This is a genomic window from Serratia sp. AR11 (assembly GCF_056376275.1).
In genome coordinates, this window is record NZ_CM150739.1 from 807,965 (window position 1) to 833,938 (window position 25,974).

Genomic DNA, 25,974 nt, shown 5'->3' on the forward strand with positions numbered 1-25,974 from the left:
GGCAGAACAGGCACGCGCTATCCGCACCGGGCGGATAGCGCCCGGTGGGACAGAACAAACTGCGTGGTAGGGTTTATTTATGCCTGGCTAGGCAGCAGTGCTGCAGGCATTAGCGAGGTCAGGTGACCGGCCGCCAACAGCAGGCTGGCGGCTTCAATGTCGGGAGCGAAGAAACGATCCTTGTCGTAGTAACTGACTTGCTCGCGCAGTGTGCGGCGGGCCTGCTCCAGGCTTTCGGTGGTTTTCAGCCCTTTACGCAGATCCAGCCCCTGACAGGCCGCCAGCCACTCGACGGCCAGAATGCCGCGAACGTTATCCGCCATTTCCCACAGGCGACGACCGGCGGCCGGTGCCATGGAAACGTGGTCTTCCTGGTTGGCCGAGGTCGGGATGCTGTCGACGCTGGCCGGGTGCGCCAGCGCTTTATTTTCGCTGGTCAGCGCCGCGGCGGTCACCTGGGCAATCATAAAGCCGGAGTTCACCCCGCCGTTGTCCACCAGGAAAGGTGGCAGCTGCGACATGTGTTTATCCATCATCAGCGAGATGCGGCGTTCGGACAGTGAGCCGATTTCGGCAAACGCCAGCGCCAGATTGTCGGCGGCCATGGCGACCGGTTCGGCGTGGAAGTTACCGCCGGACAGTACGTCGCCTTGGTCAGCAAAGACCAGTGGGTTATCGGAGACGGCGTTGGCTTCAATTTCCAGCACTTCGGCGGCCTGGCGAATCTGCGTCAGGCAGGCGCCCATCACCTGTGGCTGGCAGCGCAGGGAGTACGGATCCTGCACTTTTTCACAGTTGCGGTGTGAATCGGACACTTCGCTGCGCTCGCCCAGCAGATGGCGGTAAGCGGCGGCGGCGTCGATCTGACCACGCTGACCGCGCACGGCATGAATGCGCGCATCAAACGGGCTGCGTGAACCCAGAGCGGCTTCCACCGTCAGGCTACCGGTGACCGTTGCCGCGGCGTACAGGTCTTCCACGTCAAACAAACCGCGCAGGGCAAAGGCGGCGGAAACCTGGGTGCCGTTCAGCAGTGCCAGGCCTTCTTTGGCCGCCAGCGTCAGCGGTTTCAGGCCCGCTTTGGCCAGCGCTTCGGTGGCAGGCAGCCATTCGCCCTGATAACGGGCCTTGCCTTCACCCAGCAGCACCAGGCTCATGTGTGCCAGCGGTGCCAGGTCGCCGGAGGCGCCTACGGAGCCTTTCAGCGGGATATGCGGATAGACTTCGGCGTTGACCAGCGCCATCAGCGCCTCGATAACTTCCAGACGGATGCCGGAGAAGCCGCGCGACAGGCTATTGATTTTCAGCACCATAATCAGGCGCACCAGATTGTCGTCGGTGGGCGCACCGACACCGGCGGCATGCGACAGCACGATAGAACGCTGCAGGTCTTCCAGATCTTCGCGGGCGATGCGGGTGGATGCCAGCAGGCCGAAACCGGTGTTAATGCCGTAGGTGGTACGGTTTTCCTCAACGATACGTTCAACGCAGGCAACGCTTTTCTGGATGTCTGCGTAGGCGTTGTCGTCCAGAGTCAGGGTGACCGGATGTTGATAAATTTCACGCAGTTGTGCCAGTGTCAGTTGGCCTGGGCGTATGGTCAGCGCTTTCATGCTTTGTCTCCTTGAGTCGCAGCCACCATCGGCAGGTTCAGACCTTGCTCGCGGGCGCATTCAATGGCGATGTCGTAACCGGCATCGGCGTGACGCATTACGCCGGTGGCCGGGTCATTATGTAATACGCGGGCGATGCGTTCTGCGGCTTCATCGGTGCCGTCACAAACGATAACCATACCGGAGTGTTGGGAGAAGCCCATGCCGACGCCACCGCCGTGGTGCAGGGAAACCCAGGTTGCGCCGCTGGCGGTATTGAGCAGGGCATTGAGCAACGGCCAGTCGGATACGGCGTCTGAGCCGTCTTTCATTGATTCGGTTTCACGGTTCGGGCTGGCAACCGAGCCGGAGTCCAGATGGTCACGGCCGATGACGATAGGTGCGGACAGCTCACCGCTGCGGACCATTTCGTTGAACGCCAGACCCAGTTTGGCGCGTTGGCCCAGACCGACCCAGCAGATACGTGCCGGCAGACCCTGGAAGCTGATGCGCTCGCGTGCCATATCCAGCCAGCGGTGCAGATGCTCGTCATCCGGGATCAGTTCTTTAACCATGGCGTCGGTTTTGTAGATGTCTTGTGGATCGCCGGACAGTGCGGCCCAGCGGAACGGGCCAACGCCGCGGCAGAACAGCGGACGGATATAAGCCGGTACGAAGCCTGGGAAATCAAAGGCATTGCTGACGCCCATTTCTTTCGCCATCTGACGAATGTTGTTGCCGTAGTCGAAGGTTGGCACGCCCATTTTCTGGAACGCCAGCATGGCTTCAACGTGTTCGGCCATTGACTGCTTGGCGGCGATAACCACCTGAGCGGGTTCGGTCAGCGCACGCTGACGGTATTCTTCCCAGCTCCAACCCTTAGGCAGGTAGCCGTTCAGCGGATCGTGGGCGCTGGTCTGGTCGGTGACCATGTCCGGACGCACGCCGCGGCGCACCAGTTCCGGCAGAACGTCCGCCGCGTTACCGCACAGGGCGATGGAGATGGCTTTGCCTTCAGCGGTGTATTTCTTGATGCGGGCCAGTGCGTCGTCCAGATCTTTGGCCTGTTCATCGACGTAGCGGGTTTTCAGACGGAAATCGATGCGGCTCTGCTGGCATTCGATGTTCAGCGAGCAAGCACCTGCCAGCGTGGCGGCCAGCGGCTGTGCGCCACCCATGCCACCCAGACCGGCGGTCAGTACCCAGCGGCCTTGCAGGCTGCCGTCATAATGTTGGCGACCCGCTTCGACGAAGGTCTCGTAGGTGCCCTGGACGATGCCCTGGCTACCGATGTAGATCCAGCTGCCGGCGGTCATCTGGCCGTACATGGCCAGGCCTTTGGCATCCAGTTCGTTAAAGTGTTCCCAGGTTGCCCAGTGAGGCACCAGGTTGGAGTTGGCGATCAGCACGCGTGGCGCGTTGCTGTGGGTTTTGAATACCCCAACCGGTTTGCCGGACTGCACCAGCAGGGTTTCGTCGTCTTCCAGGGTTTTCAGGGTAGCGACAATTTTGTCGTAGCAATCCCAGTCACGCGCGGCGCGGCCGATGCCGCCGTATACCACCAGCTCGTGCGGATTCTCCGCCACTTCAGGATCGAGGTTGTTCATCAGCATGCGCAACGGCGCTTCGGTCAGCCAGCTTTTTGCATTTAATTTTGTGCCGCGTGGCGCGCGTACTTCGACATTGCGAACTTTGTTATTTGCAGTCACAGCATTTTCCTCAAACAGTATTGGTGCAGAATCCCATAACGCGGTGGGGTGAATCACCACGCCATAACAATGCGTAGGGTTTATTAACATATACTTGTATGTACAAGCATATGCAACACCGACCAGTGGATGCCCAAAATGGCATAAGAGAAAGTTATTTTTGTTATTAATCAATGCGTTGATATTTAATCAGACGTTGTGGCCATTAGCTGGGCAGGGGAGAACAGTGAGCTATTCAACAAAAATGAATTAAAAATGGGTCAATTTTGCGCGTCTAATCACAATAAATTTACATACCTATTACAAGTTAGGCCCTGTGATAAAAAAGTCCTATATCTGAAAGCAAAACGCCCGCCAGAGGGCGGGCATTTCTCTTTATGCAGCAGGCTGTAATACCGCTCTGCGGGTCATTTTGAATACCGTGGCGATAGCGGCGATCAACGCCGGCACGCACAGGAACATCAAAATACTCTGCACTTCCCACTGCATGGCCAGCAGCTGCGCTCCCATCATGGTACCTGCCACGCCACCAAAGCGGCCGATGCCCTGCATCCAGGCAATGCCGGTTGCGCGACTGTGGGTGGGGTAGAAGGTCGCCGCCAGCGTTTGCAGGCCGGACTGCGCGCCGTTCATGGTAATCCCCATCAGGAAGATAAAGGTGCCCAGCAGCACGATATGGCTGTCCTCGGTGGCCATCGCCACGATCAGCAGCGCGGTAATGACAAAGCCGCTCGACACCACCTTATGGGCATTCCAGCGATCCATCAGCCAGCCGGCCACCAGAATGCCAAGGGTACCGCCGAAGGTGAACAGCGAGGTCAGGATCGCCGACTGCTCCAACTGATAGCCCAGTCCCTGCATCAGGATCGGCATCCAGCTCAGCAACACGTAATAAATTACCAGCCCCATAAAGTAGGTCAGCCACAGCATCAGCGTGCCGGTCAGATAAGGCCGGGTGAACAACAGGCCGACGCTGGTTTTCGACTGTGCCAGTTTCTCTTCATACAGATAGAAACGCGTGACGTTATCGAGATTTTGGCTGACAAAGCGCTGGGCAATGCGTTTGATTTTGATCGCATCTTTGCCGCGGTTAACCATGTACTTCACCGATTCCGGCAGGAACAGGATCAACAATACCGTCAGCACCAGCGGAGCGATCGCTCCCAGCAACAGTACGCTGTGCCAGCCATAGGCCGGGATCAGCCATGACGAAATCGCTCCGCCGCCTGCGGCACCCAGAGGGAAACCACAGTACATGGTGTTAATCGCCAATGAACGGCAGCGCTGCGGTGCATATTCGGAAATCAGCGTGATGGCGTTCGGCATTGCCGCTCCCAGCCCCAGACCGGTGAGAAAACGCCACAGCGTCAAGCTATTGAGTGAGCCGGCATAGGCGGTGGCCAGGCTTGAAAGACCAAAGAACAGGCATGAAAACACCAACACCCGTTTGCGACCGATACGGTCGGAGATCGGTCCGGCAACCAAGGCACCGAGTGATAGCCCCAACAGGGCGGCGCTCAGTACCGGGCCGAGATCCTGTTTCACAATGCCCCAGTCTTTGGCGACCGAAGGGGCGATATACCCCATGGCCGCGGTGTCGAAGCCATCAATGGCCAGGATCAGGAATCCCAAAATGATCAAGGTCCAGTGAAACAGCGAGAATTTGCTGTCGTCGATGGCCTGCTGAATATTCAACTCGGTGGAATGAGCCATGGCACCCTCTAAACGCAGATGTGATTGTGGTGGATGAACCGCCGAAACTGGCGTCCGGCTTGTGCTTGCCTGTATATACATCTGCGTGCGAGCGATTTATGTCAAATATATTTATCTTATACGTTAATTAAATGTTGTTTTTGCGAAGTAGATTACACCGTCAGTGCAAGGGACTGGTTCAGTAAACTAATTAAATGAAGCCGATAGCCGGTGAGATCGGCTGGCCGCCGAGCGCTGGATAAAATTTAATACAATTTCGCCCGTTTGGTCGCCGGGCCGGAATCTGCGATAATCCCTTTTTACCTTTCCAGATTGAGAAACCGATGCAGTACCCGATTAATGAAATGTTCCAAACCTTGCAGGGCGAAGGCTTTTTTACCGGCGTTCCGGCCATTTTTATCCGCCTGCAGGGCTGCCCGGTAGGATGCAGCTGGTGCGATACCAAACATACCTGGGAAAAGGAAGCCAATCGGGAAGTTGATATGCAACGGATTTTGGTGAAAACCGAAGAGAGCGACGCCTGGGGCAGCGCCAGCGCCGAGCAGTTACTGGCGGTCATTCGCCAACAAGGCTACACCGCGCGCCATGTAGTGATCACCGGCGGTGAACCCTGCATTTACGATCTGACTCCGCTGACTGAATTACTCGAAGAGCACGGCTACGGTTGCCAGATTGAAACCAGCGGCACTCACGAGATCCAATGCTCGGCGAAAACTTGGGTGACGGTTTCACCCAAGGTGAATATGCGCGGCGGCATGAAGGTGTTGAGCCAGGCTTTGCAACGCGCCGATGAAGTAAAGCATCCGGTCGGACGTGAGCGTGATATTGAAGCGCTGGATGCGCTGCTGGCGACGCTGCACGATGAGAAGCCGCGGATTATCGCGTTGCAGCCGATCAGTCAGAAGGATGAGGCGACCCGCCTGTGTATTGAAACCTGCATTGCGCGCAACTGGCGCCTGTCGATGCAGACCCATAAGTATCTGAATATCGCATAAAAAAGTTAACCAAGGATGGTTAGGATTGAAAAGAGAAATTGCTTGGGAAGAGCCTTTTGATGACAGTTATGGCCCCGGATTTATTACCAGAATGTTTGTTGTTTTTGGCAGGGTCTATGCAGTGGGTTTTGAGGAAATCTACAACGATCAACAATTGGTAAATAAAGGCATTCATATCAACGCCGACATACCTGATTTCCAATTTCCTGATGCGGGAATGTGGGCTGTCGCATTTGATCAGGTTGAAACGGCTGAAGCGTGGGGGGGTTACAACCACGTGAGATTACCTGGATTATTGGCCGGTAAGGTGCTGCTTAAAGTTGCCAGGTCAATTATTGAGCATTACTATGTATCAAATGCAGGTGCTTATGTTTTCAGTGCTGCACTGGACCGAGAGCATGAGAGGAATGTGGATCTCGTAAGCATTTATAATGGTTTCTTGGGATTAGGCTATAAAAGAACGAAACCGTTGGTCGCACTACCTAATATGAAATGTTATGGCAATCTGGGTGAAGGAGGGAGAGGATATGTCATCACTACAGAAAGTTACTGATGCTGCAACTCTGGAGCGTTTGTCTTTAGACTTGGGTTCCAAACTTCACGCAGCGGCCAGAGACATTATGAAGAAGAAGTTACAAACTGGCGAATATCAAATGATCAATGGGCGTATTGTTTCTGTTGATCATAAGCGCAGTAAAAAAACTGTTTTAGAGGTTTGAAACAGGACATTTTGTAGAAGGGCGCCATAGGGCGCCCTTTCTTTAGCCTTTATACACGCATCCGGCGGTACAGGTTTCTTTCACCATCACCGCAGTCAGTTCCGGCAACTGGGGTTTGAGTTGCTGCCAAATCCAGGCGGCAAGGACTTCGCTGGTGGGATTTTCCAATCCTGGAATATCATTGAGATAATTGTGATCCAGGCGCTCCCAGATTGGGGAGAACACGGCTTTAAGCTCGGCGAAATCCATCACCCAACCGGTGTGTGCATCCACTTCACCGGTCACTTCCAGACGCACCATAAACGAATGCCCGTGCAGACGGCCGCATTTATGGCCCTCCGCTACGTTCGGCAAGCGGTGTGCGGCTTCAAACTGAAAATCTTTAAACAGCGTGGTTGCCATTATTACGGCCTCATTGACTCAAAAACCGCCGAAGTTTACCGGAAACGGAGCTTTCTTGCCATTTATACCGCTTTGGTCTACCGGTAGCGCTGTCAAAGTTGGCTTAACACTTTTTTTGTTTGGTCCTTGATAGACCTATCGGTTGGGGTAATGAGCGGTAAATGCGATTCATTCAATAAGCGTCAAAAAAACGGTTTAATTTTCATGTGGATAAAAAAGTCCGCTTAGCGCTTTAAGCACTATCCGTTACCAGAAAAACAGCTTAGTCATTTTAGTTATTATTTATTGCTATCCCTTATTTAATCGTTGCCAATCGGCTGGGTAACCTTACAAACTCTCCTGATCTTTTCAGGACCGCAGACCGAACGAAAAAATAGCGGCTGACACTGGCGAGCACCTGGCTGGATAGGTGCCATGTATAGGAAATAAGTACTGCAATGACGACTCAGGCACCTCCAACATCTTTGCTCCCGCTGACGCCCGAACAGCTGGCGCGCCTGCAGGCGGCGATTGGTGAATATTCACCAACGCAGCTGGCGTGGCTGTCAGGTTATTTCTGGGGAATGGTTAATCAACAGCCTGGCAGCGTTGCCATTGCGCCGGTGGCTTCCGCTGCCGCCAGCATCACGGTGATCTCTGCTTCGCAGACTGGCAATGCACGTCGCCTGGCGGAACAGCTGCGCGACGATCTGTTGGCCGCCAAGCTGAGCGTCACCCTGGTGAATGCCGGTGACTACAAGTTCAAGCAGATTGCCCAGGAACGCTTGCTGGTGATCGTTGCCTCCACACAGGGGGAAGGCGAGCCGGCGGAAGAGGCGGTTGCGCTGCATAAATTCCTGTTCTCGAAGAAGGCACCCAAGCTTAACGAGACCGCGTTTGCGGTCTTCGGGCTGGGGGATACTTCCTACGAAAACTTCTGTCAGTCGGGCAAAGACTTCGACGGCAAGCTGGCCGAACTGGGTGCCGAGCGCCTGGTCGAGCGGGTGGATGCCGACGTGGAATATCAGGAACTGGCCACGGCCTGGCGTAAACAGGTAGTGGAAGTGCTGAAAGCCCGCGCGCCGGCGGAAAACGCCGCACCGGGCGTACTGGCCAGCGGCGCAGTTGATCTGCTCGATAGCAGCCCGTACAGCAAAGAACAGCCGCTGACCGCGCAGCTGGCGGTGAAGCAAAAAATTACCGGCCGTGCGTCAGATAAAGACGTACGCCATATCGAGATTGATCTGGGCGATTCGGGTCTGCGCTACCGACCGGGTGACGCGTTGGGCGTCTGGTTCGATAACGATCCTGCGCTGGTGGACGAACTGGTGCAACTGCTGTGGCTGAAAGGCGACGAGCCGGTAGAGGTCGAAGGTAAAACTCTGCCGCTGGCGCAAGCGTTGCGCAGCCATTTCGAATTGACGCAGAACACTACGCCGATCGTCGACAAATACGCGGCGCTGTCTCGCGACGAGAAACTGATTGGCCTACTGGCAGATAAAGCCGCGCTGCAGCATTACGCGCATAACACGCCGATTGTCGACATGGTGCGTCAGGCACCGGCCGATCTCAATGCCGAACAGTTGATTGGTCTGCTGCGTCCGTTGACACCGCGTCTGTACTCCATCGCCTCCTCGCAGGCTGAGAACGAAAACGAAGTGCACGTGACCGTCGGCGTGGTGCGCTACGACATTGACGGTCGCGTTCGTGCCGGTGGCGCTTCCAGCTTCCTGGCCGATCGCCTGGAAGAGGACGGTGATGTGCGGGTGTTCATCGAGCACAACGACAACTTCCGCCTGCCAGCCAACCCGGAAACGCCGGTGATCATGATTGGCCCTGGCACCGGCATTGCGCCGTTCCGCGCCTTTATGCAGCAACGTGACGCTGATGGCGCCGGCGGTAAGAATTGGCTGTTCTTCGGCAACCCGCACTTTACCGAAGATTTCCTGTATCAGGTCGAATGGCAGCGCTATGTGAAGGATGGCCTGCTGACTCGTATCGATCTGGCCTGGTCACGCGATCAACAACATAAAGTCTATGTTCAAGACAAACTGCGCGAACAGGGCGCGGAAGTGTGGCGTTGGATCCAGGAAGGCGCGCATATTTACGTCTGTGGTGATGCCAACCGCATGGCGAAGGACGTGGAAAACACATTACTGGAACTGGTGGCCGAGCACGGTGGTATGGATACCGAGCTGGCGGATGAATTTTTAAGTGAGCTGCGCCTTGAGCGCCGTTATCAGCGAGATGTTTACTGATGAGTGATAAACACCCGGGGCCTCTGGTGGTTGAAGGCAAATTGGCCGATGCCGAGCGTTTGAAGAAAGAAAGTAACTTCCTGCGCGGCACCATCGCTGAAGATTTGAAAGACGGTTTGACCGGTGGTTTTACCGGTGACAACTTCCTGCTGATCCGTTTTCACGGCATGTACCAGCAGGACGACCGTGATATTCGTGCCGAACGTGCCGAGCAAAAGCTGGAGCCGCGCCACGCGATGATGCTGCGCTGCCGTCTGCCGGGAGGGATTATCTCACCCCAACAGTGGCTGGGCATTGATAAGTTCGCGCAGGAAAGCACCCTGTACGGCAGCATTCGTATCACCAACCGCCAGACCTTCCAGTTCCATGGCATTTTGAAGGGCAACGTTAAGCCGGTTCACCAACTGCTGGGCCGTCTGGGGCTGGACGCGCTGGCTACCGCCAACGACGTTAACCGTAACGTGCTTTGTACTTCTAATCCGGTGGAGTCAGAACTGCATCAGGAAGCCTACGAGTGGGCGAAGAAGATTTCCGAACATCTGTTGCCGCGCACCCGTGCTTACGCAGAAGTGTGGCTGGATCAGGAAAAAGTGGCGACCACCGACGAAGAACCGATTCTCGGGGCGACCTATCTGCCACGCAAGTTTAAAACCACGGTGGTGATCCCGCCGCAGAATGACGTTGATCTGCACGCCAACGACATGAACTTTGTGGCGATCGCCAAAAACGGCAAGCTGGTGGGCTTCAACCTGCTGGTGGGCGGCGGTCTGTCGATTGAACATGGCAACAAGAAAACTTATGCGCGCCAGGCCAGCGAGTTCGGCTACATCCCGCTGGAGCACACGCTGGCAGTCGCCGAAGCGGTAGTGACCACCCAGCGCGACTGGGGTAATCGTACCGATCGTAAAAATGCCAAAACCAAATACACGCTGGAGCGTGTCGGGGTGGATACTTTCCGCGCCGAAGTAGAAAAACGGGCAGGCATCACTTTTGAGCCGATCCGCCCGTACGAATTCACCGGTCGCGGCGATCGCATTGGTTGGGTGAAAGGTATTGATAACCAATGGCACCTGACGCTGTTTATTGAGAACGGCCGGTTATTGGATTACCCGGGGCGTCCGCTGAAAACCGGCGTTGCCGAGATCGCGCGGATCCACAAAGGGGATTTCCGCCTGACGGCCAACCAGAACCTGATCGTCGCCGGTGTGCCGGAAAGCGAGAAGGCGAAGATCGAAGCTCTGGCGCGAGATCATGGGCTGATCGACGATGGAGTCAGCGTACAGCGCCAAAACTCGATGGCCTGCGTATCCTTCCCGACCTGCCCGTTGGCAATGGCGGAGGCCGAGCGTTTCTTGCCGGAGTTCGTCACCAAGGTGGAAGGGATCCTGCATCGGCACGGCGTGGGTGACGAGCACATCGTATTGCGCATCACCGGCTGCCCGAATGGCTGTGGCCGCGCACTGCTGGCGGAGATTGGCCTGGTGGGTAAAGCGGTAGGTCGCTATAACCTGCATTTGGGCGGTAACCGGGAAGGCACGCGTATTCCGCGCATGTACCGAGAAAATATTAACGAAGAAGAAATTCTTCGAGAGATTGACCAACTGGTGGGCCGTTGGGCCACCGAGCGCACGGCAGGCGAAGGCTTTGGTGATTTCACCATCCGCGCCGGTGTGGTCAGGCCGGTGGTTGATCCGGCGCAGGATTTCTGGGACTGACGCCATTTGGCCCCGCTGGTACAGGGGGCTGGATCTGCGCGGTATGATTCAAGCATCAGGAGGCAGGCAACATGGCTGAATTCAATCTGGCGGAGCTGAACGCGCTGCCCAAATCAGGGCAGGCGTTGTCACTGGCGGTGGTTAATGGTCAGTTGGAAACCCTTTCTGCCGAGCAACGTGTCGAATGGGCGTTGGAGCATTTGCCGGGCGAGTTTGTACTCTCTTCAAGTTTTGGCATTCAGGCTGCGGTGTGTTTGCATTTGGTGACCAGGATCAAACCGGATATCCCGGTGATCCTCACCGATACCGGCTATTTGTTCCCGGAAACCTATCAGTTTATCGATCAATTGGCCGACAAGCTGAAGTTAAACCTGCAGGTGTTCCGCGCCGAACAGTCGCCTGCCTGGCAGGAGGCACGCTACGGCAAACTGTGGGAGCAGGGCGTTGAGGGCATTGAGAAATACAACCAAATCAACAAGGTTGAGCCGATGAATCGCGCGCTGGAAACCCTCGGCGGGCAGACCTGGTTCGCCGGCCTGCGTCGCGAACAATCGGGCAGTCGTGCTCACTTGCCGGTGTTGGCAGTGCAGCGCGGAGTGTTCAAGATCCTGCCGATTATCGACTGGGACAATCGAAAAATATATCAATACCTGACCGAGCACGGCCTGAGTTACCACCCGCTGTGGGAGCAAGGCTATCTGTCGGTAGGAGATACCCACACTACGCAGAAATGGGAACCGGGCATGAGCGAGGAAGAAACCCGCTTCTTCGGCCTGAAGCGTGAGTGCGGCCTGCACGAAGGCTAATGCCCTCTTTAAACTGACCAAGGGCTCGGCATTGGCTGGGCCCTTGTTAATTTAGCAGCATATGTCGCCAGAGTGCCGCACCGATATCTTGGCGGGTATGTAAAATCAGTAGAATATCTACGCGATTTTCTGTCACTTCATACAGCGTGCGGTAGTCGTGACGATCCAAACGTTCACGTACTGCCAGGCCAAACTCGGCTAACTGAGCGTTATAACGGCAGCGTAGTGGGTCAACGCGCAAATGTTCGAGAGTTTCGGCAAATATCGCATCAACGAATCTTGCCGCCCCTGGTGGGCCAAGAGTGATGGCTTTAAAGGACTCAATATCACTGAGGCACTGCAATGCGGTATTAGTTAGGTGAACATCATACATGGTGGTGATCCTTACCCCCGTGATGCGCGTAACCTTTGTAATGCCTCTTCAGCAGAAAGTGTTCTGCCTTCAGTGACATCCTGTTTAGCTTTCAATGTTAGTTTCAGCAACGCATGTGTTTGCCGTTCTCGTTCCCAGGCAGCCAGCTCTTCCTGGCGCTCGGCTGCAGTTTGAACGAATAATTCAGCGGTTCCATTTCTCGTCACCCAAACACCTCCCTTGAAAATTTCGGGAGAGCCGAGACTTTCCCGCGTCGCTTTCTGCGACAGGGTCTTTTGTGTGCTCATCAGTCGGGCTCCTGTTGCGAAATCCTGGCAACAGTATACTCAGTCGAGCATTGGGGTACAAAATTTGTACTGAATTTTGCCCCCGATAAGACTACTTTTTCTTTGGCGCTTTAGGCGGATGCGCCTGCGCCAGCTCTTTGATCAACGGCAACAGGATCTGCACGCTCTCGCGGCTGCGTTTATCGATCCGTCCTGGCAAATTACGTTCCAGGTATTGCAGATTATCGTACTGCGGGCGGTGCCAACTTATGCCCTGTGGGAAGTGCGGGCTGACGGCACGCTGCTGATAACCGTCTTTCTTGCCCAGCGACCAGTTGGTGGCTTCGACGGACAGCACCGGAATACCGGCTTTATCAAACACCTCCTGATCGGAGCAGCAGCCGGTGCCCTTCGGATGCGCCTGGCTGCCTGGGTTAGTGGCGGCGGCAATGCCATAGCGGTGGGCGATGTCCAGTGCGCGATCGCGGCTCTGTTTCGCCAACTTGGGTGGCGTGTTGCGGCCGGCGTTGAAATACAGGCGATCGCCGGTGATCAGGCTGTCGAGGTTAATCACCAGCGCAGTATTACGTTTTTCTTCCGGGCTCATACGCTGCAGATAGTTCTGCGCCCCCAATGAGCCGATTTCTTCGGCGCTGGTGGCAACAAAGCGCAGGCCGTAAGCCGTGGGAATGTTCTTCAGGCGCTCTGCCAATTCCAGCATTACACCGATGCCGGAGGCATTGTCATCGACCCCCTGTAGCGTCAGGCCACCGAGGTTGTTATCCAGGTCGGCGTCGCTTTGTGGCGTATAGGTATCAAAATGCGCCACGATCAGAATTTGCTGCGGATTGCTGCCATTTTTAGCGGCGATCACCGAGCTGGCGGTAACATTATTCCAGTTCTTTTTACCGTCTTTACTGGTGTAGAGATAACGGGTATTGAAGCTGCGGATATCGCTCTGATAACCCATCTTGCTGAACTGCTGGTTTAGATAGTCTGCGGTGAGCAGTTCGGCCGGGCTGCCTGCCATACGGCCGGGGAAATAGGTAGCGATATGGCGGATTTGGTCAGCGGCGAATTTACCCATCGGGAGATCTTTCGCGGGCTGTGTGGCGGCAGAAACGCTGAAAACACCGCCGAGCACTGCCACCAGCAGGCCGGCCTTTAGATAAAAGCGGGAAAACATACCGAAAAATCCTTCTTTTTAATGTCGGTAATACCGATTCTTTTTGCGGCCCTCAGTATGAGACTCGGCGGCAGATTAAACAATTTCCACCGCTCTGAAATTTTAGCCGCACAGGCAAAATTTCGGTGCTGTGCGCAACTAATGATGTCGAACCTTGTTCCGAGCAAAATATTGTGCGAAATGCTGGGCACATTACGGGAATCGGTATTTAACCATGGTAATGGTGTGGTTTATTATTCAGCGATAAGGTTCATATGGATAGAAGGAGAAACCCTGATGTTGGACAAGTGCAATGACAGGTTCGGCCTGATAGAGAAGAAAGCCGAGTATGTGGAACATACTCTCAATCAGGTCAAAACCGATTTGGCGACGCTGACCATGCGTTCAGTGGAGTTTGTTACCAAAGGCGATTTGCATAAGGAAGTGGGATTGCTGCACCGGGAGATCGGTTTAGTTCATAAAGAGATGGCTAATCAAACCAAATGGATGGTTAGCACCATATTAGTTGTCGCTGGACTGTGCATGACTGCCGCAAAGTTTTGGTTTTAACTTCTGCCTGCCTGGGCTGGATAATCGCCGCGGCCTTACCTGATGTGTAACCGCCGCAAACCCTGACGCTGCGGCCTATATTCCATAAAAGAACTAGTCATTCCTTTTCGTCATTTCAGAGGCTAAATCTCAGCCCGTATAGTCACAGTATCTTTCTGCATATATGAAAAGGCTGTTGTGGACTATCTACCTATATTCGCCGAGCTGAAACAACGCCCGGTGTTGGTCGTTGGCGGCGGTGAAGTGGCTGCGCGCAAAGTTGACCTTCTCCTGCGCGCCGGGGCTGAAATACGGATAGTTGCGCAGTCACTCTCACCGATACTCGAACAACTGCGTCAGCAGGGGCAGATCCACTGGCTGGGACAGGCTTTTGCCGCTGAGCAACTCGATGAGGTTTTCCTGGTGATTGCCGCCACCGATGACAGTGCGCTGAATGCCGAGGTATTTAGCGAGGCGGATAAACGCCGGGTGCTGGCCAACGTAGTGGACGATCAGCCGCGCTGTTCGTTCATCTTCCCGTCGATTATCGACCGTTCACCCTTGGTGGTCGCAGTCTCTTCCAGTGGTCAGGCACCGGTGCTGGCACGCATGCTGCGTGAAAAACTTGAGGCCTTGTTGCCCGCCAGTCTGGGGCAGATGGCTGAGGTCGCCGGGCGCTGGCGTGGTCAGGTGAAGCAACGGTTGAATGCCATTGGCGAACGCCGCCGCTTTTGGGAGAAAACCTTTGGCGGCCGCTTCGCAACGCTGGTGGCCAATGGCCAAACCGCCGAGGCGCAGCGGCAACTGGAGCAGGACTTAGAGCAGTTTGCACAGGGCAGCGAAGGCACTCAGGGCGAAATTGCCCTGGTGGGGGCCGGGCCGGGCGACGTGGGGTTACTGACCCTGCGCGGGCTGCAGGTGATGCAGCAGGCCGACGTGGTGCTGTACGACCATCTGGTTAGCGATGAAATTCTTGATTTGGTTCGTCGGGATGCCGAACGCATCTGCGTGGGCAAACGCGCCGGCGCACACTCGGTGATCCAGGAAGAAACCAACCGTCTGCTGGTGGAACTGGCACAGCAGGGCAAACGTGTGGTGCGGCTGAAGGGTGGCGATCCCTTTATCTTTGGCCGTGGTGGTGAAGAATTACAGGTGGCCGCCGCGGCGGGCATTCCCTTCCAGGTGGTACCGGGAGTAACGGCCGCCGCCGGGGCAACCGCCTATGCCGGCATCCCTCTGACGCACCGCGATCACGCACAGAGCGTTACCTTTATTACTGGCCACTGTCGCCCCGACGGCGATGGCCTGGACTGGGCCGATTTGGCGCGTGCGCGCCAGACTCTGGCTATCTACATGGGCACCATGAAGGCGGCAGATATCAGCCAGCGCCTGATAGCCCACGGCCGTGCGGCCACAACGCCGGTGGCGGTAATCAGCCGTGGCACCCGTGCGGACCAACTGGTGCAAACCGGTACGCTGCAACAACTCGAACAATTGGCTCAACAGGCACCGTTACCGGCGCTGCTGGTGATCGGCGAAGTCGTGGAATTACATCACCAAATCGCCTGGTTTGGGCATCAACCGCAGGCGGAAGGGGTATCACGCCCAGCCGTCGTGAATTTGGCTTAAGGATCTGTTATGGACGAAAAACGACTCACTCATTTGCGGCAATTGGAGGCGGAGAGTATCCATATCATCCGTGAAGTCGCCGCTGAATTCGGCAACCCGGTGATGCTCTATTCCATCGGCAAAGACTCTTCCGTGATGCTGCACCTGGCGCGCAAGGCCTTCTTCCCAGGCACGCTGCCGTTTCCACTGCTACACGTGGATACCGGCTGGAAATTCAGCGAGATGTACCAGTTCCGTGACCGCACCGCCAAGGAATACGGTTTTGAGCTGCTGGTGCATAAAAATCCGGAAGGCGTGGCGATGGGCATCAACCCGTTCGTTCACGGCAGTGCCAAGCACACCGATATCATGAAAACCGAAGGTCTGAAGCAGGCGCTGAACAAATACGGTTTTGATGCCGCCTTTGGTGGCGCCCGCCGTGACGAAGAAAAATCACGCGCCAAAGAGCGTATCTATTCTTTCCGCGACCGCTTCCACCGTTGGGATCCGAAGAACCAGCGCCCGGAGCTGTGGCACAACTACAACGGTCAGATCAACAAGGGAGAGAGCATCCGCGTGTTCCCGCTGTCGAACTGGACCGAACTGGATATCTGGCAATACATTTTCCTGGAAAAAATCGACATCATTCCTTTGTACCTGGCGAAACCACGTCCGGTAGTAGAGCGTGACGGCATGCTGTTGATGGTGGACGACGATCGCATTGATCTGCAGCCGGGCGAAGTGATCAGCCAGCGCATGGTGCGCTTCCGCACCCTGGGTTGCTGGCCGCTGACCGGCGCGGTGGAGTCCGAAGCGCAAACGCTGCCGGAAATCATCGAAGAGATGTTGGTATCCACCACCAGTGAGCGCCAGGGACGGATGATCGATCGCGATCAGTCCGGCTCGATGGAGCTGAAAAAGCGTCAAGGGTATTTCTAAGGAGCCGCCGGATGAACACTATAGTTTCGCAAAACCAGGCAATTGCCCAACAAATCGCTGAACAGGGCGGAGTCGAGTCTTACCTGCACGCGCAGCAACATAAGAGTCTGTTACGGTTCCTGACCTGCGGCAGCGTCGACGACGGTAAAAGTACCCTGATCGGTCGTCTGCTGCACGATACCCGCCAGATCTACGAAGATCAGCTGTCCACGCTGCACAGTGACAGCAAGCGTATCGGTACCCAGGGCGAAAAGCTCGATCTGGCATTGCTGGTCGACGGCCTGCAGGCCGAGCGCGAGCAGGGCATCACCATTGACGTGGCCTATCGCTATTTCTCAACTGAAAAGCGCAAATTTATTATCGCCGATACCCCTGGGCATGAGCAGTACACCCGCAATATGGCGACCGGTGCCTCCACCTGCGATCTGGCAATTTTGCTGATTGACGCGCGTAAAGGGGTGCTGGATCAAACCCGCAGACACAGTTTTATCGCTACGTTGCTGGGCATTCGCCATTTGGTGGTGGCGGTCAACAAGATGGATCTGGTGGATTACCAAGAGTCGGTATTTGAGCAGTTCAAGCAGGATTATCTGACCTTCGCTCAGCAGTTGCCAAAGGATCTGGATATCAAGTTTGTCCCGCTGTCGGCACTGGACGGCGATAACGTGGCTGGCGAAAGCACTCATATGCCTTGGTACAACGGCCCTACGTTGTTGCAGGTATTGGAAAGCGTGGATGTTGTCAGCGAGCGTGAAACGCAACCGCTGCGCTTCCCGGTGCAATATGTTAACCGTCCGAACCTGGATTTTCGTGGCTATGCGGGCACCCTGTCGGCCGGTGTCGTACGTGTGGGCCAGCGCGTGAAGGTATTGCCTTCCGGTGTGGAATCCACCGTTGCACGTATTGTCACCTTTGATGGTGATTTGCAGGAAGCGGTACCGGGTGAAGCGATCACCCTGGTGCTGAAGGATGAAGTGGATATCAGCCGCGGCGATTTGCTGGTTGATGCCGGGGAAACTCTGCAGGCGGCGCAAAGCGCGCTGGTGGACGTGGTGTGGATGGCCGAGAAGCCGCTGTTACCGGGGCAGAGCTACGACATCAAGGTCGCTGGCAAAAAGACTCGCGCACGAGTGGAAGGTATTCGCCACCAGGTAGAAATCAACTCGCTGGCTCAGCATCAGGCGGATACCTTGCCGCTGAACGGCATTGGCCTGGTGGAACTGACCTTCGACGAACCGCTGGTGCTGGACAGCTATCAGCGTAATCATGACACCGGCGGATTTATCTTTATCGACCGCCTGAGCAATGTCACGGTTGGTGCCGGGCTGATCCGCGAAACCTTGCAGGACGCTCAGGCAGCCACTGGTGACTTCAGCGCATTCGAGCTGGAACTGAATGCCCTGGTGCGTAAACACTTCCCGCATTGGGGCGCACGCGACCTGATCGGGGGCAAGTAACGTGGCCGACGTAGAGCAACGACCCACCGGGCCGGATGATGACAACGTGGTCTGGCATCCGCATGCGGTAGCGCGTGCGGATCGCGAAGCCCGTAATGGCCATAAAGGCGTGGTGCTGTGGTTTACCGGGCTGTCCGGCTCGGGTAAATCCACCGTTGCCGGTGCGCTGGAGCAGGCGCTGCACGCCCTTGGCGTCAGCACCTATTTGCTGGATGGCGATAATGTGCGTCACGGCCTGTGCCGCGATCTGGGATTCTCAGATGACGATCGGCGCGAGAATATTCGCCGCGTGGGTGAAGTGTCCAAACTGATGGTAGATGCCGGGCTGGTGGTGCTGACCGCGTTTATTTCACCGCACCGCACAGAACGGCAGATGGTGCGCGAACTGCTTGATGAAGAGCGCTTTATCGAGGTGTTTGTCGACACGCCACTGGCGATTTGTGAGCAGCGCGATCCGAAGGGGTTGTACAAAAAAGCCCGGGCCGGGGAACTGCGTAATTTCACCGGAATTGACTCGGTTTACGAGGCTCCGCAACGGCCGGATACTCACCTTGATGGCCAACAATTGGTAACAAATTTGATTGCGCAATTGTTAGACGTGCTGCGTGGTCGGGCTATTATCAAACCCTGAATTCAGAAAAGCGTGTGGCGTTTTTGCGCCATACGCTTTTTACGCTAAGCCCGCCGGAGAGCGTGCCGAATAACCAGGGATCACTATGCAAAATGTCTCGCCTATCTTGATTGACTCAAACCAGGAGAAAGAGGAACCCTCTTATTCTTTCCTGGGCGGCGTCTGCGGCTTTGTTTTCTACTGGCTGGCGTTCGCGGTGCCTTTTGTGGTCTACGGTTCCAACACGCTATTCTTCCTGCTCTACACCTGGCCGTTCTTCCTGGCCCTGATGCCGGTATCGGTGCTGATTGGCATCACGCTCAGCATGCTGTTGCGCGGTCGCCTGATCCTGACGCTGCTGCTGACCGGCGCTATCGTGCTGTGTCTGTTCTGGCTGGTATTCAGTTTTCTCACCGGTTGGTGAGAGAGTGGGCGCAGTTGCCTGCGCCCGAAGCATTGCAAAGCCGTGCCGAAGGTTACAAAACTTTGCTTAGAAAAGCCTGAGTGCGCGGGTTGGTCGGATTGCTGAAAATCTGCTGCGGTGTGCCTTCTTCCTGAATGATCCCCTGATCGATAAACAACACCCGATCGGCCACTTCACGGGCAAAGCCCATCTCGTGGGTTACCACCACCATGGTCATACCTTCGTGTGCCAATGACTTCATCACCGCCAGCACTTCGCCGACCAACTCGGGATCAAGTGCTGAGGTGGGTTCGTCGAACAACATGATTTTTGGCTCCATCGCCAGCGCCCGGGCAATGGCCACCCGTTGTTGTTGGCCGCCGGACAGGCTGCTGGGATAGGCGTCTATCTTGTCCAACAGACCCACCTTGCGTAACAGCGTTTCTGCACGCAGGATGGCGTCGGCACGCGAAAGCTTTTTCACCCCCATCGGCGCCATAATGATGTTCTCCAGCACCGTCATATGCGGGAACAGGTTAAAGCGCTGAAACACCATCCCCACGCTTTCACGCATTTTATTGAGATCGGTTTTCTGGCTGTGGATGGCGAAACCGTTGACCAGGACTTCGCCGCCGGAAAGAGTCTCCAGCGCGTTGATACAGCGCAGAAAGGTACTTTTGCCGGAACCGGACGGACCAATGACGCAGACCACTTCGTTGGCCGCGATCTCGCAGGAGATACCACGCAGTACGTGGCTTTCGCCGAATTGTTTTTGCAGGTTATGTACGCGAATCACTTTTCCCGAACCTCTTTTCCATGTGTTGCACCATCAGCGAAAGCAGGAAGGTGAGGACCCAATAGACCAGCGAAATGGTCAGGTAAGGCTCCCAATAGGTGGCATAAGCGCCGGAAACCGTCCGGGCGGCATAGGCCAAATCGGCCAGACCGATGGCGGAGGCCAGTGAGGAATCCTTGACGATGGCAATGGCGTTATTGCCCAGCGGTGGCAGCATGCGACGGAATGCCTGCGGCAGGATCACTTTGCGCATGGTTTTGCCGTACCCCATGCCCAGCGAGCGCGAAGCTTCCATCTGGCCGCGATCGATTGACTGAATACCGGCGCGGAAAATTTCCGAGACGTAGGCACCTGCGTTAAGCGTAATCGCCACCACACAGGAGAGAAATGCGCCATAGTCGGAGCGCAATGCACGGGCGAAATCACTGCTCATCAGGCCGTTGGTGACCAGCAGGCCGTCACGCGGGTTAATAAACAGCGGCACCAGGGCGAAGTGCACCACCATGATCTGCACGAACAGCGGCGTACCGCGGAAGGCGCTGATATAAATGCGCACCGGCCACTGTACGCCGTAATGCAGTATTGGTTTCCAGATGCCATGCGGCGCTTGCGCCAGACGGCCTAACCCCAGGAGCAGCCCCCAGGTGGTGCCCAGTATCACGCAGATAATGGTGCATTTGATGGTCATCCAGGCGCCTTCCATAAACAACGGGGCATATTCCTGGATAATCTCCCAACGGAAATTCAATGGGTGTTCCTTCTCGGTGTTCTCACGATAGTGTTGCTCCGGAGCTCGTGCGAGCTCCGGTCACTTAAGGCTTATTCGGCAGGCAGTGTCGGAACGTTGCTGTCAAACCAGGTCTGGTAAATTTTGGCGTAGGTGCCGTCGGCGATGATTTTCTTCAGGCCGGCGTTGATTTTACCGCGTAGTTCATCGTTGCCTTTGGCAACAGCAATGCCGAAATACTGACGTTCGAATTTGGCGTCTGACACCAATTTGAACTCTTTTTCCGGGTGGGTTTTTATGTAGAACTTGGCTACGCCAACGTCGCCTACGGCTGCGCCGATGCCGTCTTCGTACAACTCCTGCAGCAGCAGCGGGGTATTGTCGAAACGTTTGATGGCGGTGCTGTTTTTACCCAGCACGTCGGATACCACGATGTCGCCGGTGCTGGAGTTCACCACGCCAACTTTCAGCGCTTTCAGCGCGGCAATAGAGTTCACTTGAGAGTCTTTGGGAACCACGATGGTCTGCTCCGCCGGGAAATAAGGGGCAGAGAAATCAACCATTTGCTTGCGTTTGTCGGTGATGGTGATGCCGGAAATAATGATGTCGCGATCGCCGGAGTTCAGCGTGGCAAAGATGCCTTCCCACGGTGTATTTACCAGCTTGACCTGGAAGCCTTCGGCCTTGGCGACGGCCTTGATGATATCAATATCAAAGCCTTCCAGCTGTTTGCTGCTGTTTTCGAATTCGAACGGACGATAGGTGCCGCCGGAGCCGACGACGTAAGTGGGTTCTGCCGCCAGAGCAGAAGCCGACAGGGTGGCAGCCAGGCAGGCGCCAATCAGAATTATGCGTTTTAACATCACGATCCCCGATAATTAAAAGTTATTCATTGGATTTATTTATGCACTATGTGTGCATAAAAATAACCTTCAATGAATAAAAATACAACTCCTACCTGATGGTGTGATTTTTAATGGTGATAAATATGCACTTTTCCATTGCGATTGGCGGAAGCGTTGGCGAAACGGCGGTGCAGCCAGTTTTTCTTGCTGCATAACCGATATAAACATTGAGTGAGGGAATGTGAAGCTGTCGATCGGTGAGTTATCGGGTGAAAGTGCTTTTTTTTGCCGCTTTCGGCGCGAATTTAGGTTATAAACTCAAGAAATTCTCATCCTACTCTGAATTTGGCGGTGAAATGCCGTTCCCAGTGTGGAGTCCAACGAAAAGTTGTGGGATGATTAGGCGGTTTTTCAGGGGGCGGAGATGGGAAAACTTACGCTGTTATTGCTGGCATTGCTCGGTTGGTTACAGTATTCACTGTGGCTGGGCAAAAATGGTGTTCACGATTACGTGCGGGTCAATGATGACGTTGCGGTCCAGCAGGGCAGCAATGCTAAATTGAAAGCGCGTAACGATCAGCTGTTCGCCGAAATCGACGATTTGAACGGCGGTCAGGAAGCGATCGAAGAGCGTGCGCGCAATGAACTGAGCATGATCAAGCCCGGTGAGACTTTCTATCGTCTGGTTCCTGACCAATCCAGACGCAACGCGGCGTCCTCCTCGCAAAATAACCTACAAAAGTAACGCATGAATCACTCCGCAGGAACCTTTCCACCGGTGATTGCCGTCCTGCCCGCTGCCGGTATCGGCAGCCGTATGCAGGCGGATTGCCCGAAGCAGTATTTAACCATCGGCCACCAAACCATTCTCGAGCACGCGATCCATGCGCTATTGCGCCATCCGCGTATTCCGCAGGTGATTGTGGCGATCGGTCCCGATGACCAGCAGTTCCACCAGTTACCGATTGCCAAAGATCCCCGCGTGCGGGTCACCGTCGGCGGTCAGCAACGCGCCGATTCGGTGATGGCCGGGTTGCAGCTGGCCGGCGAGGCAAAATGGGTGCTGGTACACGACGCGGCAAGGCCCTGCCTGCATGCCGAAGATCTGGAACGCCTGCTGGCGATCACCGAACACAGCGAGGTAGGGGGCATTTTGGCCGCGCCGGTGCGTGATACCATGAAGCGTGCCGAACCTGGTCGCAGTACTATCTCCCACACCGTTGAACGCCAGGATCTGTGGCATGCGTTAACTCCGCAACTGTTCCCGCTGGCGTTGCTCAAGCTCTGCCTGCAGCGAGCGATGGATGACGGTGCGACGGTCACCGATGAGGCTTCTGCCCTGGAGCATTGTGGCTATCATCCGCTGCTGGTCAGTGGACGCTCGGACAATATTAAAGTCACGCGCCCGGAAGATTTGGCGCTGGCGGCCTTTTACTTAACTCAGTTGGACAATTAAGGAGCGCATCATGCGTATCGGTCACGGTTTTGACGTACATAAATTTGGTGGCGAAGGGCCGCTGGTGATCGGTGGTGTTCGTATCCCTTATGAAAAAGGTTTGCTGGCTCATTCCGACGGTGACGTGGCGCTGCATGCGGCGACCGATGCTCTGTTGGGGGCGGCGGCGTTAGGGGATATCGGCAAGCTGTTCCCGGATACCGACCCGGCATTCAAAGGGGCCGACAGCCGCGTTCTGCTGCGTGAGGCCTGGAAACGCATCCGCGCTAAAGGCTATCGTCTGGGGAATCTGGATATCACCATTATTGCCCAGGCCCCTAAAATGGCGCCGCATATCCCGCAAATGCGCGTATTCCTGGCGGAAGATCTGCAGTGCCATATGGACGACGTCAACGTTAAGGCCACCACCACCGAACAGCTCGGTTTCACCGGGCGCGGCGAGGGCATTGCCTGTGAAGCGGTCGCCTTGTTGATCAAGGAATAAACGCATGGATATGGCTAACCTGACCTGGCTGCATGGCCAGCCACAGAGCACCGGCGTGTTGAAAGCCAACCCGGAAGATTTTGTGGTGGTGGAAGACCTGGGCTTTGAGCCGGACGGCGAAGGCGAACATGTGCTGGTGAACATCCGCAAGAACGGCTGTAACACTCAGTTTGTCGCCGATTATTTGGCGCGCTTTGCCGGGATTCACGCCCGTTCTGTCAGTTACGCGGGTCTGAAAGATCGCCATGCGGTGACCGAACAATGGTTCTGCCTGCATCTGCCGGGCAAAGAGACACCTGATTTTACTCAGTTTTCACTGGAAGGCTGCGAAGTGCTGGCCAGCGCCCGCCACCTGCGCAAAATGCGTATAGGCACGCTAAAAGGCAATGCTTTCACCCTGGTGCTGCGGCATATTTCTGACCGTCAGGATGTCGAACCGCGGCTGCAGGCGATTGCAACCGGCGGCGTGCCAAACTATTTTGGCAGCCAGCGCTTTGGTCGCGGCGGCAATAACCTGGTGATGGCGCGCCGTTGGGCGAATGACGAGATCCGGGTTAAAGAACGCAGCAAGCGCAGTTTTTATCTTTCCGCCAGCCGCAGTGCGCTGTTTAATTTGATTGCCAGCCGACGCTTGGCCAACCAGCAACAACATACCGTGCTGGAAGGCGATGCCTTACAGCTCAGTGGGCGTGGCAGTTGGTTTGTCGCCAAGCAGGAAGAGCTGGAAGCGCTGCAACAGCGGCTGGATGCCGGCGAACTGATGATTACCGCCCCTTTGCCGGGTGACGGCGAACCAGGCACCGCCGGTGAAGCACTGAGTTTTGAACAGCAGTGCTTGCTGGAGCAACCGGAACTGATGGCGCTTTTAAAGCGTGAGCGTGTTGATCCGGCCCGCCGTGCGTTGCTGTTACAGCCAAAAAACATGCAGTGGGAATGGTGGGATGATGCCACCGTTGAACTGCGTTTTTGGCTGCCGGCCGGCAGTTTCGCCACCAGCGTGGTGCGCGAAATTATGCGGCAGGACAGTAGTGATGCGGATATTAGTGAGTAATAATTAAAAACCTGCTTATGCATAACACCGTTCACTTAAGATGTTTTGAGTGAACGGGATACTGGGTTTTTGAGATTCGAACGGTCCTCTTTTTGGGCCGTTTTCTCTTTTCTGGCAGGATAAATTGCTTCACATTCTCCCGCATTTTCTTCAGCTTCGTCGGGATCGTCCCTGGTTTACCCAATGAACACTAGATGAGTTCATCCTGGATCAGTCTCATCGCCATCACGAAGCTTATCCGCAGTGGCGGCACTTTTGCTTCCCGTGCTATCTGACTCATCTCCATTCTGATCAGATTATAGGCCGTCAACAGACCCCAGATTTCCTGATAAATACCGCTCACTTTCTGGCTGCGCAGCAACGTCGCTGTACTCAGCTGGAACTGTTTCAGCTCCCCGTAGCCATTTTCTATGCTCCACCGCTCCTGATATACATAACGCAGCGAGTCTGCCGGATACCGCTCCGGCTCGGTCAAAGAGCTGATAAAACCTTTGTAATTGCCTGATTCATCTTTACATTCTATTAGCCGGGCCTGCCAGTATTCAGGCAGCGAGCAGTCCTGTTTTCGGGCTTGCGGTGAGACCTGCATCTCCACCCGAGGTCTCCTTCTCCGAACGTTTCCACTACAGGGTATTTCGTGTTTCCCTTCAGGGGAACCAGCCAGTGCACATCGTTCTGTCTGCGTTGCCAGTTAATCAGTAACTCTGCGGATAAATAGCAGCGGTCAAACAGCGTCAGGCTTTTCGCCTGCGGCGATAACTGCTTCGCGTAACTGACTTCGCCGGTATTTGCCGGACCAAATTTCACGTCATGGATCAACCGGCTGCGCAGTGACATCATGGCGCACAGCCTGACCATCGGGTACTCAGTGTGTCTGTCCGGACGATGCTTTATGTACTCAAAATAGTCTGCAAGTTCGGGCGTATCGGGTGTGCGAAAAAGCGTGCCATCAACGGCGAACAGCCGCAGTCCGTGCCAGAGGTCATCCTTATCTTCCTGTTGAGTCCAGTGGCTGGCCGTCAGGGTGAAGAGCTCCCGAAGCGGTTCATCGCTCAACCGCTGGCGTGCCTGGGCAATGGAACTGGCAGCGAGAGTCTCACCTTCCTGCGAACTCAGGACGAGGTCGAGTTTTGTCACAACGTCTGTGATGGAGCGGTTGCGGTACAGGCCCATGCCCACAATCAGCCAGACCACGAGTTCTGCGGGGAGTTTACGTTTACGGATACTGGCTTTATTCGTGGAATCAAGAACCTGAGAAATCCACTCAAGGGGAATGGCACGCTGAAAACAGGAAAGTGAAGCGGGTTCAGCCCAGGTCTGGGTATCGTCAAGCCAGGTTGAAAGCATAAAAAAGCCC

The 25,974-nt window shown here is 55.5% G+C and carries 26 protein-coding genes and 1 pseudogene; 16 read left to right on the forward strand and 11 right to left on the reverse strand.

The genetic code is table 11. The features are described 5' to 3' along the window. Positions 1-77 precede the first annotated feature (77 nt). The 3 genes from hutH to ACSOSI_RS03750 form a co-directional block, all read right to left on the reverse strand. Entirely contained in the window at positions 78-1,613 is a 1,536-nt protein-coding gene (gene hutH / locus ACSOSI_RS03740) for a histidine ammonia-lyase (protein ID WP_012005252.1), read from the reverse strand. Next, entirely contained in the window at positions 1,610-3,301 is a 1,692-nt protein-coding gene (gene hutU, locus ACSOSI_RS03745; protein ID WP_017891637.1) for a urocanate hydratase, read from the reverse strand. Before hutU ends, hutH begins: the two co-directional genes overlap by 4 nt. 375 nt (positions 3,302-3,676) lie before the next feature. Continuing rightward, positions 3,677-5,014, reverse strand: coding sequence for an MFS transporter (locus ACSOSI_RS03750; protein WP_017891638.1), 1,338 nt, complete (start codon positions 5,012-5,014; stop codon positions 3,677-3,679). A 323-nt stretch (positions 5,015-5,337) separates the two neighbouring features. Here ACSOSI_RS03750 and queE point away from each other — a divergent pair, with 323 nt between their 5' ends. From queE to ACSOSI_RS03765, 3 genes are read left to right on the forward strand one after another with little or no spacing between them, the layout of a single operon-like run. Next, complete coding sequence (gene queE / locus ACSOSI_RS03755) at positions 5,338-6,009, forward strand: 7-carboxy-7-deazaguanine synthase QueE (RefSeq protein ID WP_129934282.1); 672 nt, start codon at positions 5,338-5,340, stop codon at positions 6,007-6,009. 25 nt (positions 6,010-6,034) lie between these two features. Beyond that, positions 6,035-6,562 (forward strand): hypothetical protein, encoded by a 528-nt coding sequence (locus ACSOSI_RS03760; RefSeq protein WP_476706566.1) that lies wholly within the window; start codon positions 6,035-6,037, stop codon positions 6,560-6,562. Further along, entirely contained in the window at positions 6,537-6,728 is a 192-nt protein-coding gene (locus tag ACSOSI_RS03765; RefSeq protein ID WP_476706567.1) for a hypothetical protein, read from the forward strand. The genes ACSOSI_RS03760 and ACSOSI_RS03765 overlap by 26 nt, the downstream gene beginning before the upstream one ends. Positions 6,729-6,770: 42 nt before the next feature. Here ACSOSI_RS03765 and queD read toward each other — a convergent pair whose 3' ends face one another. Beyond that, positions 6,771-7,130 carry a 6-carboxytetrahydropterin synthase QueD gene (gene queD / locus ACSOSI_RS03770; protein WP_012005257.1) on the reverse strand — a complete coding sequence of 120 codons (360 nt, stop codon included), beginning with the start codon at positions 7,128-7,130 and terminating at the stop codon, positions 6,771-6,773. A gap of 437 nt (positions 7,131-7,567) precedes the next feature. Between queD and cysJ the strand changes: the two genes are divergently transcribed. From cysJ to ACSOSI_RS03785, 3 genes are all read left to right on the forward strand, one after another. Next, the gene (gene cysJ, locus ACSOSI_RS03775) at positions 7,568-9,367 is read left to right on the forward strand and encodes an NADPH-dependent assimilatory sulfite reductase flavoprotein subunit (RefSeq protein WP_476706568.1); all 1,800 of its coding nucleotides are present in this window, start codon (positions 7,568-7,570) and stop codon (positions 9,365-9,367) included. Further along, entirely contained in the window at positions 9,367-11,082 is a 1,716-nt protein-coding gene (gene cysI, locus ACSOSI_RS03780; RefSeq protein ID WP_012005259.1) for an assimilatory sulfite reductase (NADPH) hemoprotein subunit, read from the forward strand. The genes cysJ and cysI overlap by 1 nt, the downstream gene beginning before the upstream one ends. Before the next feature lie 71 nt (positions 11,083-11,153). Continuing rightward, positions 11,154-11,888, forward strand: coding sequence for a phosphoadenylyl-sulfate reductase (locus ACSOSI_RS03785; RefSeq protein ID WP_012005260.1), 735 nt, complete (start codon positions 11,154-11,156; stop codon positions 11,886-11,888). A 46-nt stretch (positions 11,889-11,934) separates the two neighbouring features. Here ACSOSI_RS03785 and ACSOSI_RS03790 read toward each other — a convergent pair whose 3' ends face one another. The 3 genes from ACSOSI_RS03790 to ACSOSI_RS03800 all read right to left on the reverse strand — a co-directional run bounded on the left by ACSOSI_RS03790 (position 11,935) and on the right by ACSOSI_RS03800 (position 13,713). Next, positions 11,935-12,261 carry a type II toxin-antitoxin system RelE/ParE family toxin gene (locus tag ACSOSI_RS03790; RefSeq protein WP_476706569.1) on the reverse strand — a complete coding sequence of 109 codons (327 nt, stop codon included), beginning with the start codon at positions 12,259-12,261 and terminating at the stop codon, positions 11,935-11,937. An 11-nt stretch (positions 12,262-12,272) separates the two neighbouring features. After that, the gene (locus ACSOSI_RS03795; RefSeq protein ID WP_012005262.1) at positions 12,273-12,548 is read right to left on the reverse strand and encodes a hypothetical protein; all 276 of its coding nucleotides are present in this window, start codon (positions 12,546-12,548) and stop codon (positions 12,273-12,275) included. Positions 12,549-12,639: 91 nt separating this feature from the next. After that, positions 12,640-13,713 (reverse strand): aminopeptidase, encoded by a 1,074-nt coding sequence (locus ACSOSI_RS03800; RefSeq protein ID WP_476706570.1) that lies wholly within the window; start codon positions 13,711-13,713, stop codon positions 12,640-12,642. A gap of 276 nt (positions 13,714-13,989) precedes the next feature. On the opposite strand from ACSOSI_RS03800, the gene ACSOSI_RS03805 reads away from it, so the two are divergent. The 6 genes from ACSOSI_RS03805 (at position 13,990) to ACSOSI_RS03830 (ending at position 19,279) form a co-directional block, all read left to right on the forward strand. Further along, on the forward strand, positions 13,990-14,262 hold the full coding sequence (locus tag ACSOSI_RS03805) for a hypothetical protein (protein WP_261131931.1): 273 nt from the start codon (positions 13,990-13,992) through the stop codon (positions 14,260-14,262). Between the two features lie 177 nt (positions 14,263-14,439). Next, complete coding sequence (gene cysG / locus ACSOSI_RS03810) at positions 14,440-15,870, forward strand: siroheme synthase CysG (RefSeq protein ID WP_476706571.1); 1,431 nt, start codon at positions 14,440-14,442, stop codon at positions 15,868-15,870. Between the two features lie 9 nt (positions 15,871-15,879). Next, a complete protein-coding gene (cysD, locus tag ACSOSI_RS03815) occupies positions 15,880-16,788 on the forward strand; it encodes a sulfate adenylyltransferase subunit CysD (protein WP_012005266.1) in 909 nt (302 codons plus the stop codon). A gap of 11 nt (positions 16,789-16,799) precedes the next feature. Beyond that, positions 16,800-18,245, forward strand: a complete 1,446-nt coding sequence (cysN, locus tag ACSOSI_RS03820) for a sulfate adenylyltransferase subunit CysN (RefSeq protein WP_261409062.1) — start codon at positions 16,800-16,802, stop codon at positions 18,243-18,245. Position 18,246: 1 nt separating this feature from the next. Further along, positions 18,247-18,876 carry an adenylyl-sulfate kinase gene (cysC, locus tag ACSOSI_RS03825; RefSeq protein ID WP_476706572.1) on the forward strand — a complete coding sequence of 210 codons (630 nt, stop codon included), beginning with the start codon at positions 18,247-18,249 and terminating at the stop codon, positions 18,874-18,876. Between the two features lie 85 nt (positions 18,877-18,961). After that, complete coding sequence (locus tag ACSOSI_RS03830; RefSeq protein ID WP_012005269.1) at positions 18,962-19,279, forward strand: DUF3561 family protein; 318 nt, start codon at positions 18,962-18,964, stop codon at positions 19,277-19,279. 52 nt (positions 19,280-19,331) lie between these two features. On the opposite strand, the gene ACSOSI_RS03835 is transcribed toward ACSOSI_RS03830, so the two are convergent. The 3 genes from ACSOSI_RS03835 to ACSOSI_RS03845 all read right to left on the reverse strand — a co-directional run bounded on the left by ACSOSI_RS03835 (position 19,332) and on the right by ACSOSI_RS03845 (position 21,644). After that, the gene (locus ACSOSI_RS03835) at positions 19,332-20,054 is read right to left on the reverse strand and encodes an amino acid ABC transporter ATP-binding protein (RefSeq protein ID WP_476706573.1); all 723 of its coding nucleotides are present in this window, start codon (positions 20,052-20,054) and stop codon (positions 19,332-19,334) included. Continuing rightward, complete coding sequence (locus ACSOSI_RS03840) at positions 20,038-20,757, reverse strand: amino acid ABC transporter permease (protein ID WP_049767937.1); 720 nt, start codon at positions 20,755-20,757, stop codon at positions 20,038-20,040. The genes ACSOSI_RS03835 and ACSOSI_RS03840 overlap by 17 nt, the downstream gene beginning before the upstream one ends. A 116-nt stretch (positions 20,758-20,873) precedes the next feature. Then, complete coding sequence (locus ACSOSI_RS03845) at positions 20,874-21,644, reverse strand: basic amino acid ABC transporter substrate-binding protein (RefSeq protein ID WP_012005272.1); 771 nt, start codon at positions 21,642-21,644, stop codon at positions 20,874-20,876. 406 nt (positions 21,645-22,050) lie between these two features. Between ACSOSI_RS03845 and ftsB the strand changes: the two genes are divergently transcribed. Genes ftsB through truD form a run of 4 tightly spaced genes read left to right on the forward strand, consistent with a single transcriptional unit; the run spans position 22,051 to position 24,617 of the window. Further along, positions 22,051-22,371: a cell division protein FtsB gene (gene ftsB, locus ACSOSI_RS03850; protein WP_012005273.1), complete on the forward strand. Its 321-nt coding sequence runs from the start codon at positions 22,051-22,053 to the stop codon at positions 22,369-22,371. Between the two features lie 3 nt (positions 22,372-22,374). Then, entirely contained in the window at positions 22,375-23,082 is a 708-nt protein-coding gene (ispD, locus tag ACSOSI_RS03855; protein ID WP_012005274.1) for a 2-C-methyl-D-erythritol 4-phosphate cytidylyltransferase, read from the forward strand. A 10-nt stretch (positions 23,083-23,092) separates the two neighbouring features. Further along, entirely contained in the window at positions 23,093-23,566 is a 474-nt protein-coding gene (gene ispF / locus ACSOSI_RS03860) for a 2-C-methyl-D-erythritol 2,4-cyclodiphosphate synthase (protein ID WP_012005275.1), read from the forward strand. A gap of 4 nt (positions 23,567-23,570) precedes the next feature. Continuing rightward, a complete protein-coding gene (truD, locus tag ACSOSI_RS03865) occupies positions 23,571-24,617 on the forward strand; it encodes a tRNA pseudouridine(13) synthase TruD (protein ID WP_476706574.1) in 1,047 nt (348 codons plus the stop codon). A 190-nt stretch (positions 24,618-24,807) separates the two neighbouring features. Here truD and ACSOSI_RS03870 read toward each other — a convergent pair. Continuing rightward, positions 24,808-25,964: pseudogene (locus tag ACSOSI_RS03870) on the reverse strand (IS4 family transposase). Between the last annotated feature and the right edge of the window lie 10 nt (positions 25,965-25,974).

Excerpts from the sequence above, each read along its gene's own strand:
- cysN (WP_261409062.1), top strand. The coding sequence starts at position 16,800 with ATGAACACTATAGTTTCGCAAAACCAGGCAATTGCCCAACAAATCGCT.
- ACSOSI_RS03790 (WP_476706569.1), bottom strand. The coding sequence starts at position 12,261 with ATGTATGATGTTCACCTAACTAATACCGCATTGCAGTGCCTCAGTGAT.
- hutH (WP_012005252.1), bottom strand. The coding sequence starts at position 1,613 with ATGAAAGCGCTGACCATACGCCCAGGCCAACTGACACTGGCACAACTG.
- queE (WP_129934282.1), top strand. The coding sequence starts at position 5,338 with ATGCAGTACCCGATTAATGAAATGTTCCAAACCTTGCAGGGCGAAGGC.
- ACSOSI_RS03805 (WP_261131931.1), top strand. The coding sequence starts at position 13,990 with ATGTTGGACAAGTGCAATGACAGGTTCGGCCTGATAGAGAAGAAAGCC.
- ACSOSI_RS03795 (WP_012005262.1), bottom strand. The coding sequence starts at position 12,548 with ATGAGCACACAAAAGACCCTGTCGCAGAAAGCGACGCGGGAAAGTCTC.
- ACSOSI_RS03785 (WP_012005260.1), top strand. The coding sequence starts at position 11,154 with ATGGCTGAATTCAATCTGGCGGAGCTGAACGCGCTGCCCAAATCAGGG.
- cysI (WP_012005259.1), top strand. The coding sequence starts at position 9,367 with ATGAGTGATAAACACCCGGGGCCTCTGGTGGTTGAAGGCAAATTGGCC.
- ftsB (WP_012005273.1), top strand. The coding sequence starts at position 22,051 with ATGGGAAAACTTACGCTGTTATTGCTGGCATTGCTCGGTTGGTTACAG.
- truD (WP_476706574.1), top strand. The coding sequence starts at position 23,571 with ATGGATATGGCTAACCTGACCTGGCTGCATGGCCAGCCACAGAGCACC.
- ACSOSI_RS03750 (WP_017891638.1), bottom strand. The coding sequence starts at position 5,014 with ATGGCTCATTCCACCGAGTTGAATATTCAGCAGGCCATCGACGACAGC.
- ACSOSI_RS03840 (WP_049767937.1), bottom strand. The coding sequence starts at position 20,757 with ATGGAAGGCGCCTGGATGACCATCAAATGCACCATTATCTGCGTGATA.
- queD (WP_012005257.1), bottom strand. The coding sequence starts at position 7,130 with ATGGCAACCACGCTGTTTAAAGATTTTCAGTTTGAAGCCGCACACCGC.
- cysJ (WP_476706568.1), top strand. The coding sequence starts at position 7,568 with ATGACGACTCAGGCACCTCCAACATCTTTGCTCCCGCTGACGCCCGAA.
- ACSOSI_RS03845 (WP_012005272.1), bottom strand. The coding sequence starts at position 21,644 with ATGTTAAAACGCATAATTCTGATTGGCGCCTGCCTGGCTGCCACCCTG.
- cysD (WP_012005266.1), top strand. The coding sequence starts at position 15,880 with ATGGACGAAAAACGACTCACTCATTTGCGGCAATTGGAGGCGGAGAGT.
- ACSOSI_RS03800 (WP_476706570.1), bottom strand. The coding sequence starts at position 13,713 with ATGTTTTCCCGCTTTTATCTAAAGGCCGGCCTGCTGGTGGCAGTGCTC.
- ispF (WP_012005275.1), top strand. The coding sequence starts at position 23,093 with ATGCGTATCGGTCACGGTTTTGACGTACATAAATTTGGTGGCGAAGGG.
- ispD (WP_012005274.1), top strand. The coding sequence starts at position 22,375 with ATGAATCACTCCGCAGGAACCTTTCCACCGGTGATTGCCGTCCTGCCC.
- ACSOSI_RS03830 (WP_012005269.1), top strand. The coding sequence starts at position 18,962 with ATGCAAAATGTCTCGCCTATCTTGATTGACTCAAACCAGGAGAAAGAG.
- ACSOSI_RS03765 (WP_476706567.1), top strand. The coding sequence starts at position 6,537 with ATGTCATCACTACAGAAAGTTACTGATGCTGCAACTCTGGAGCGTTTG.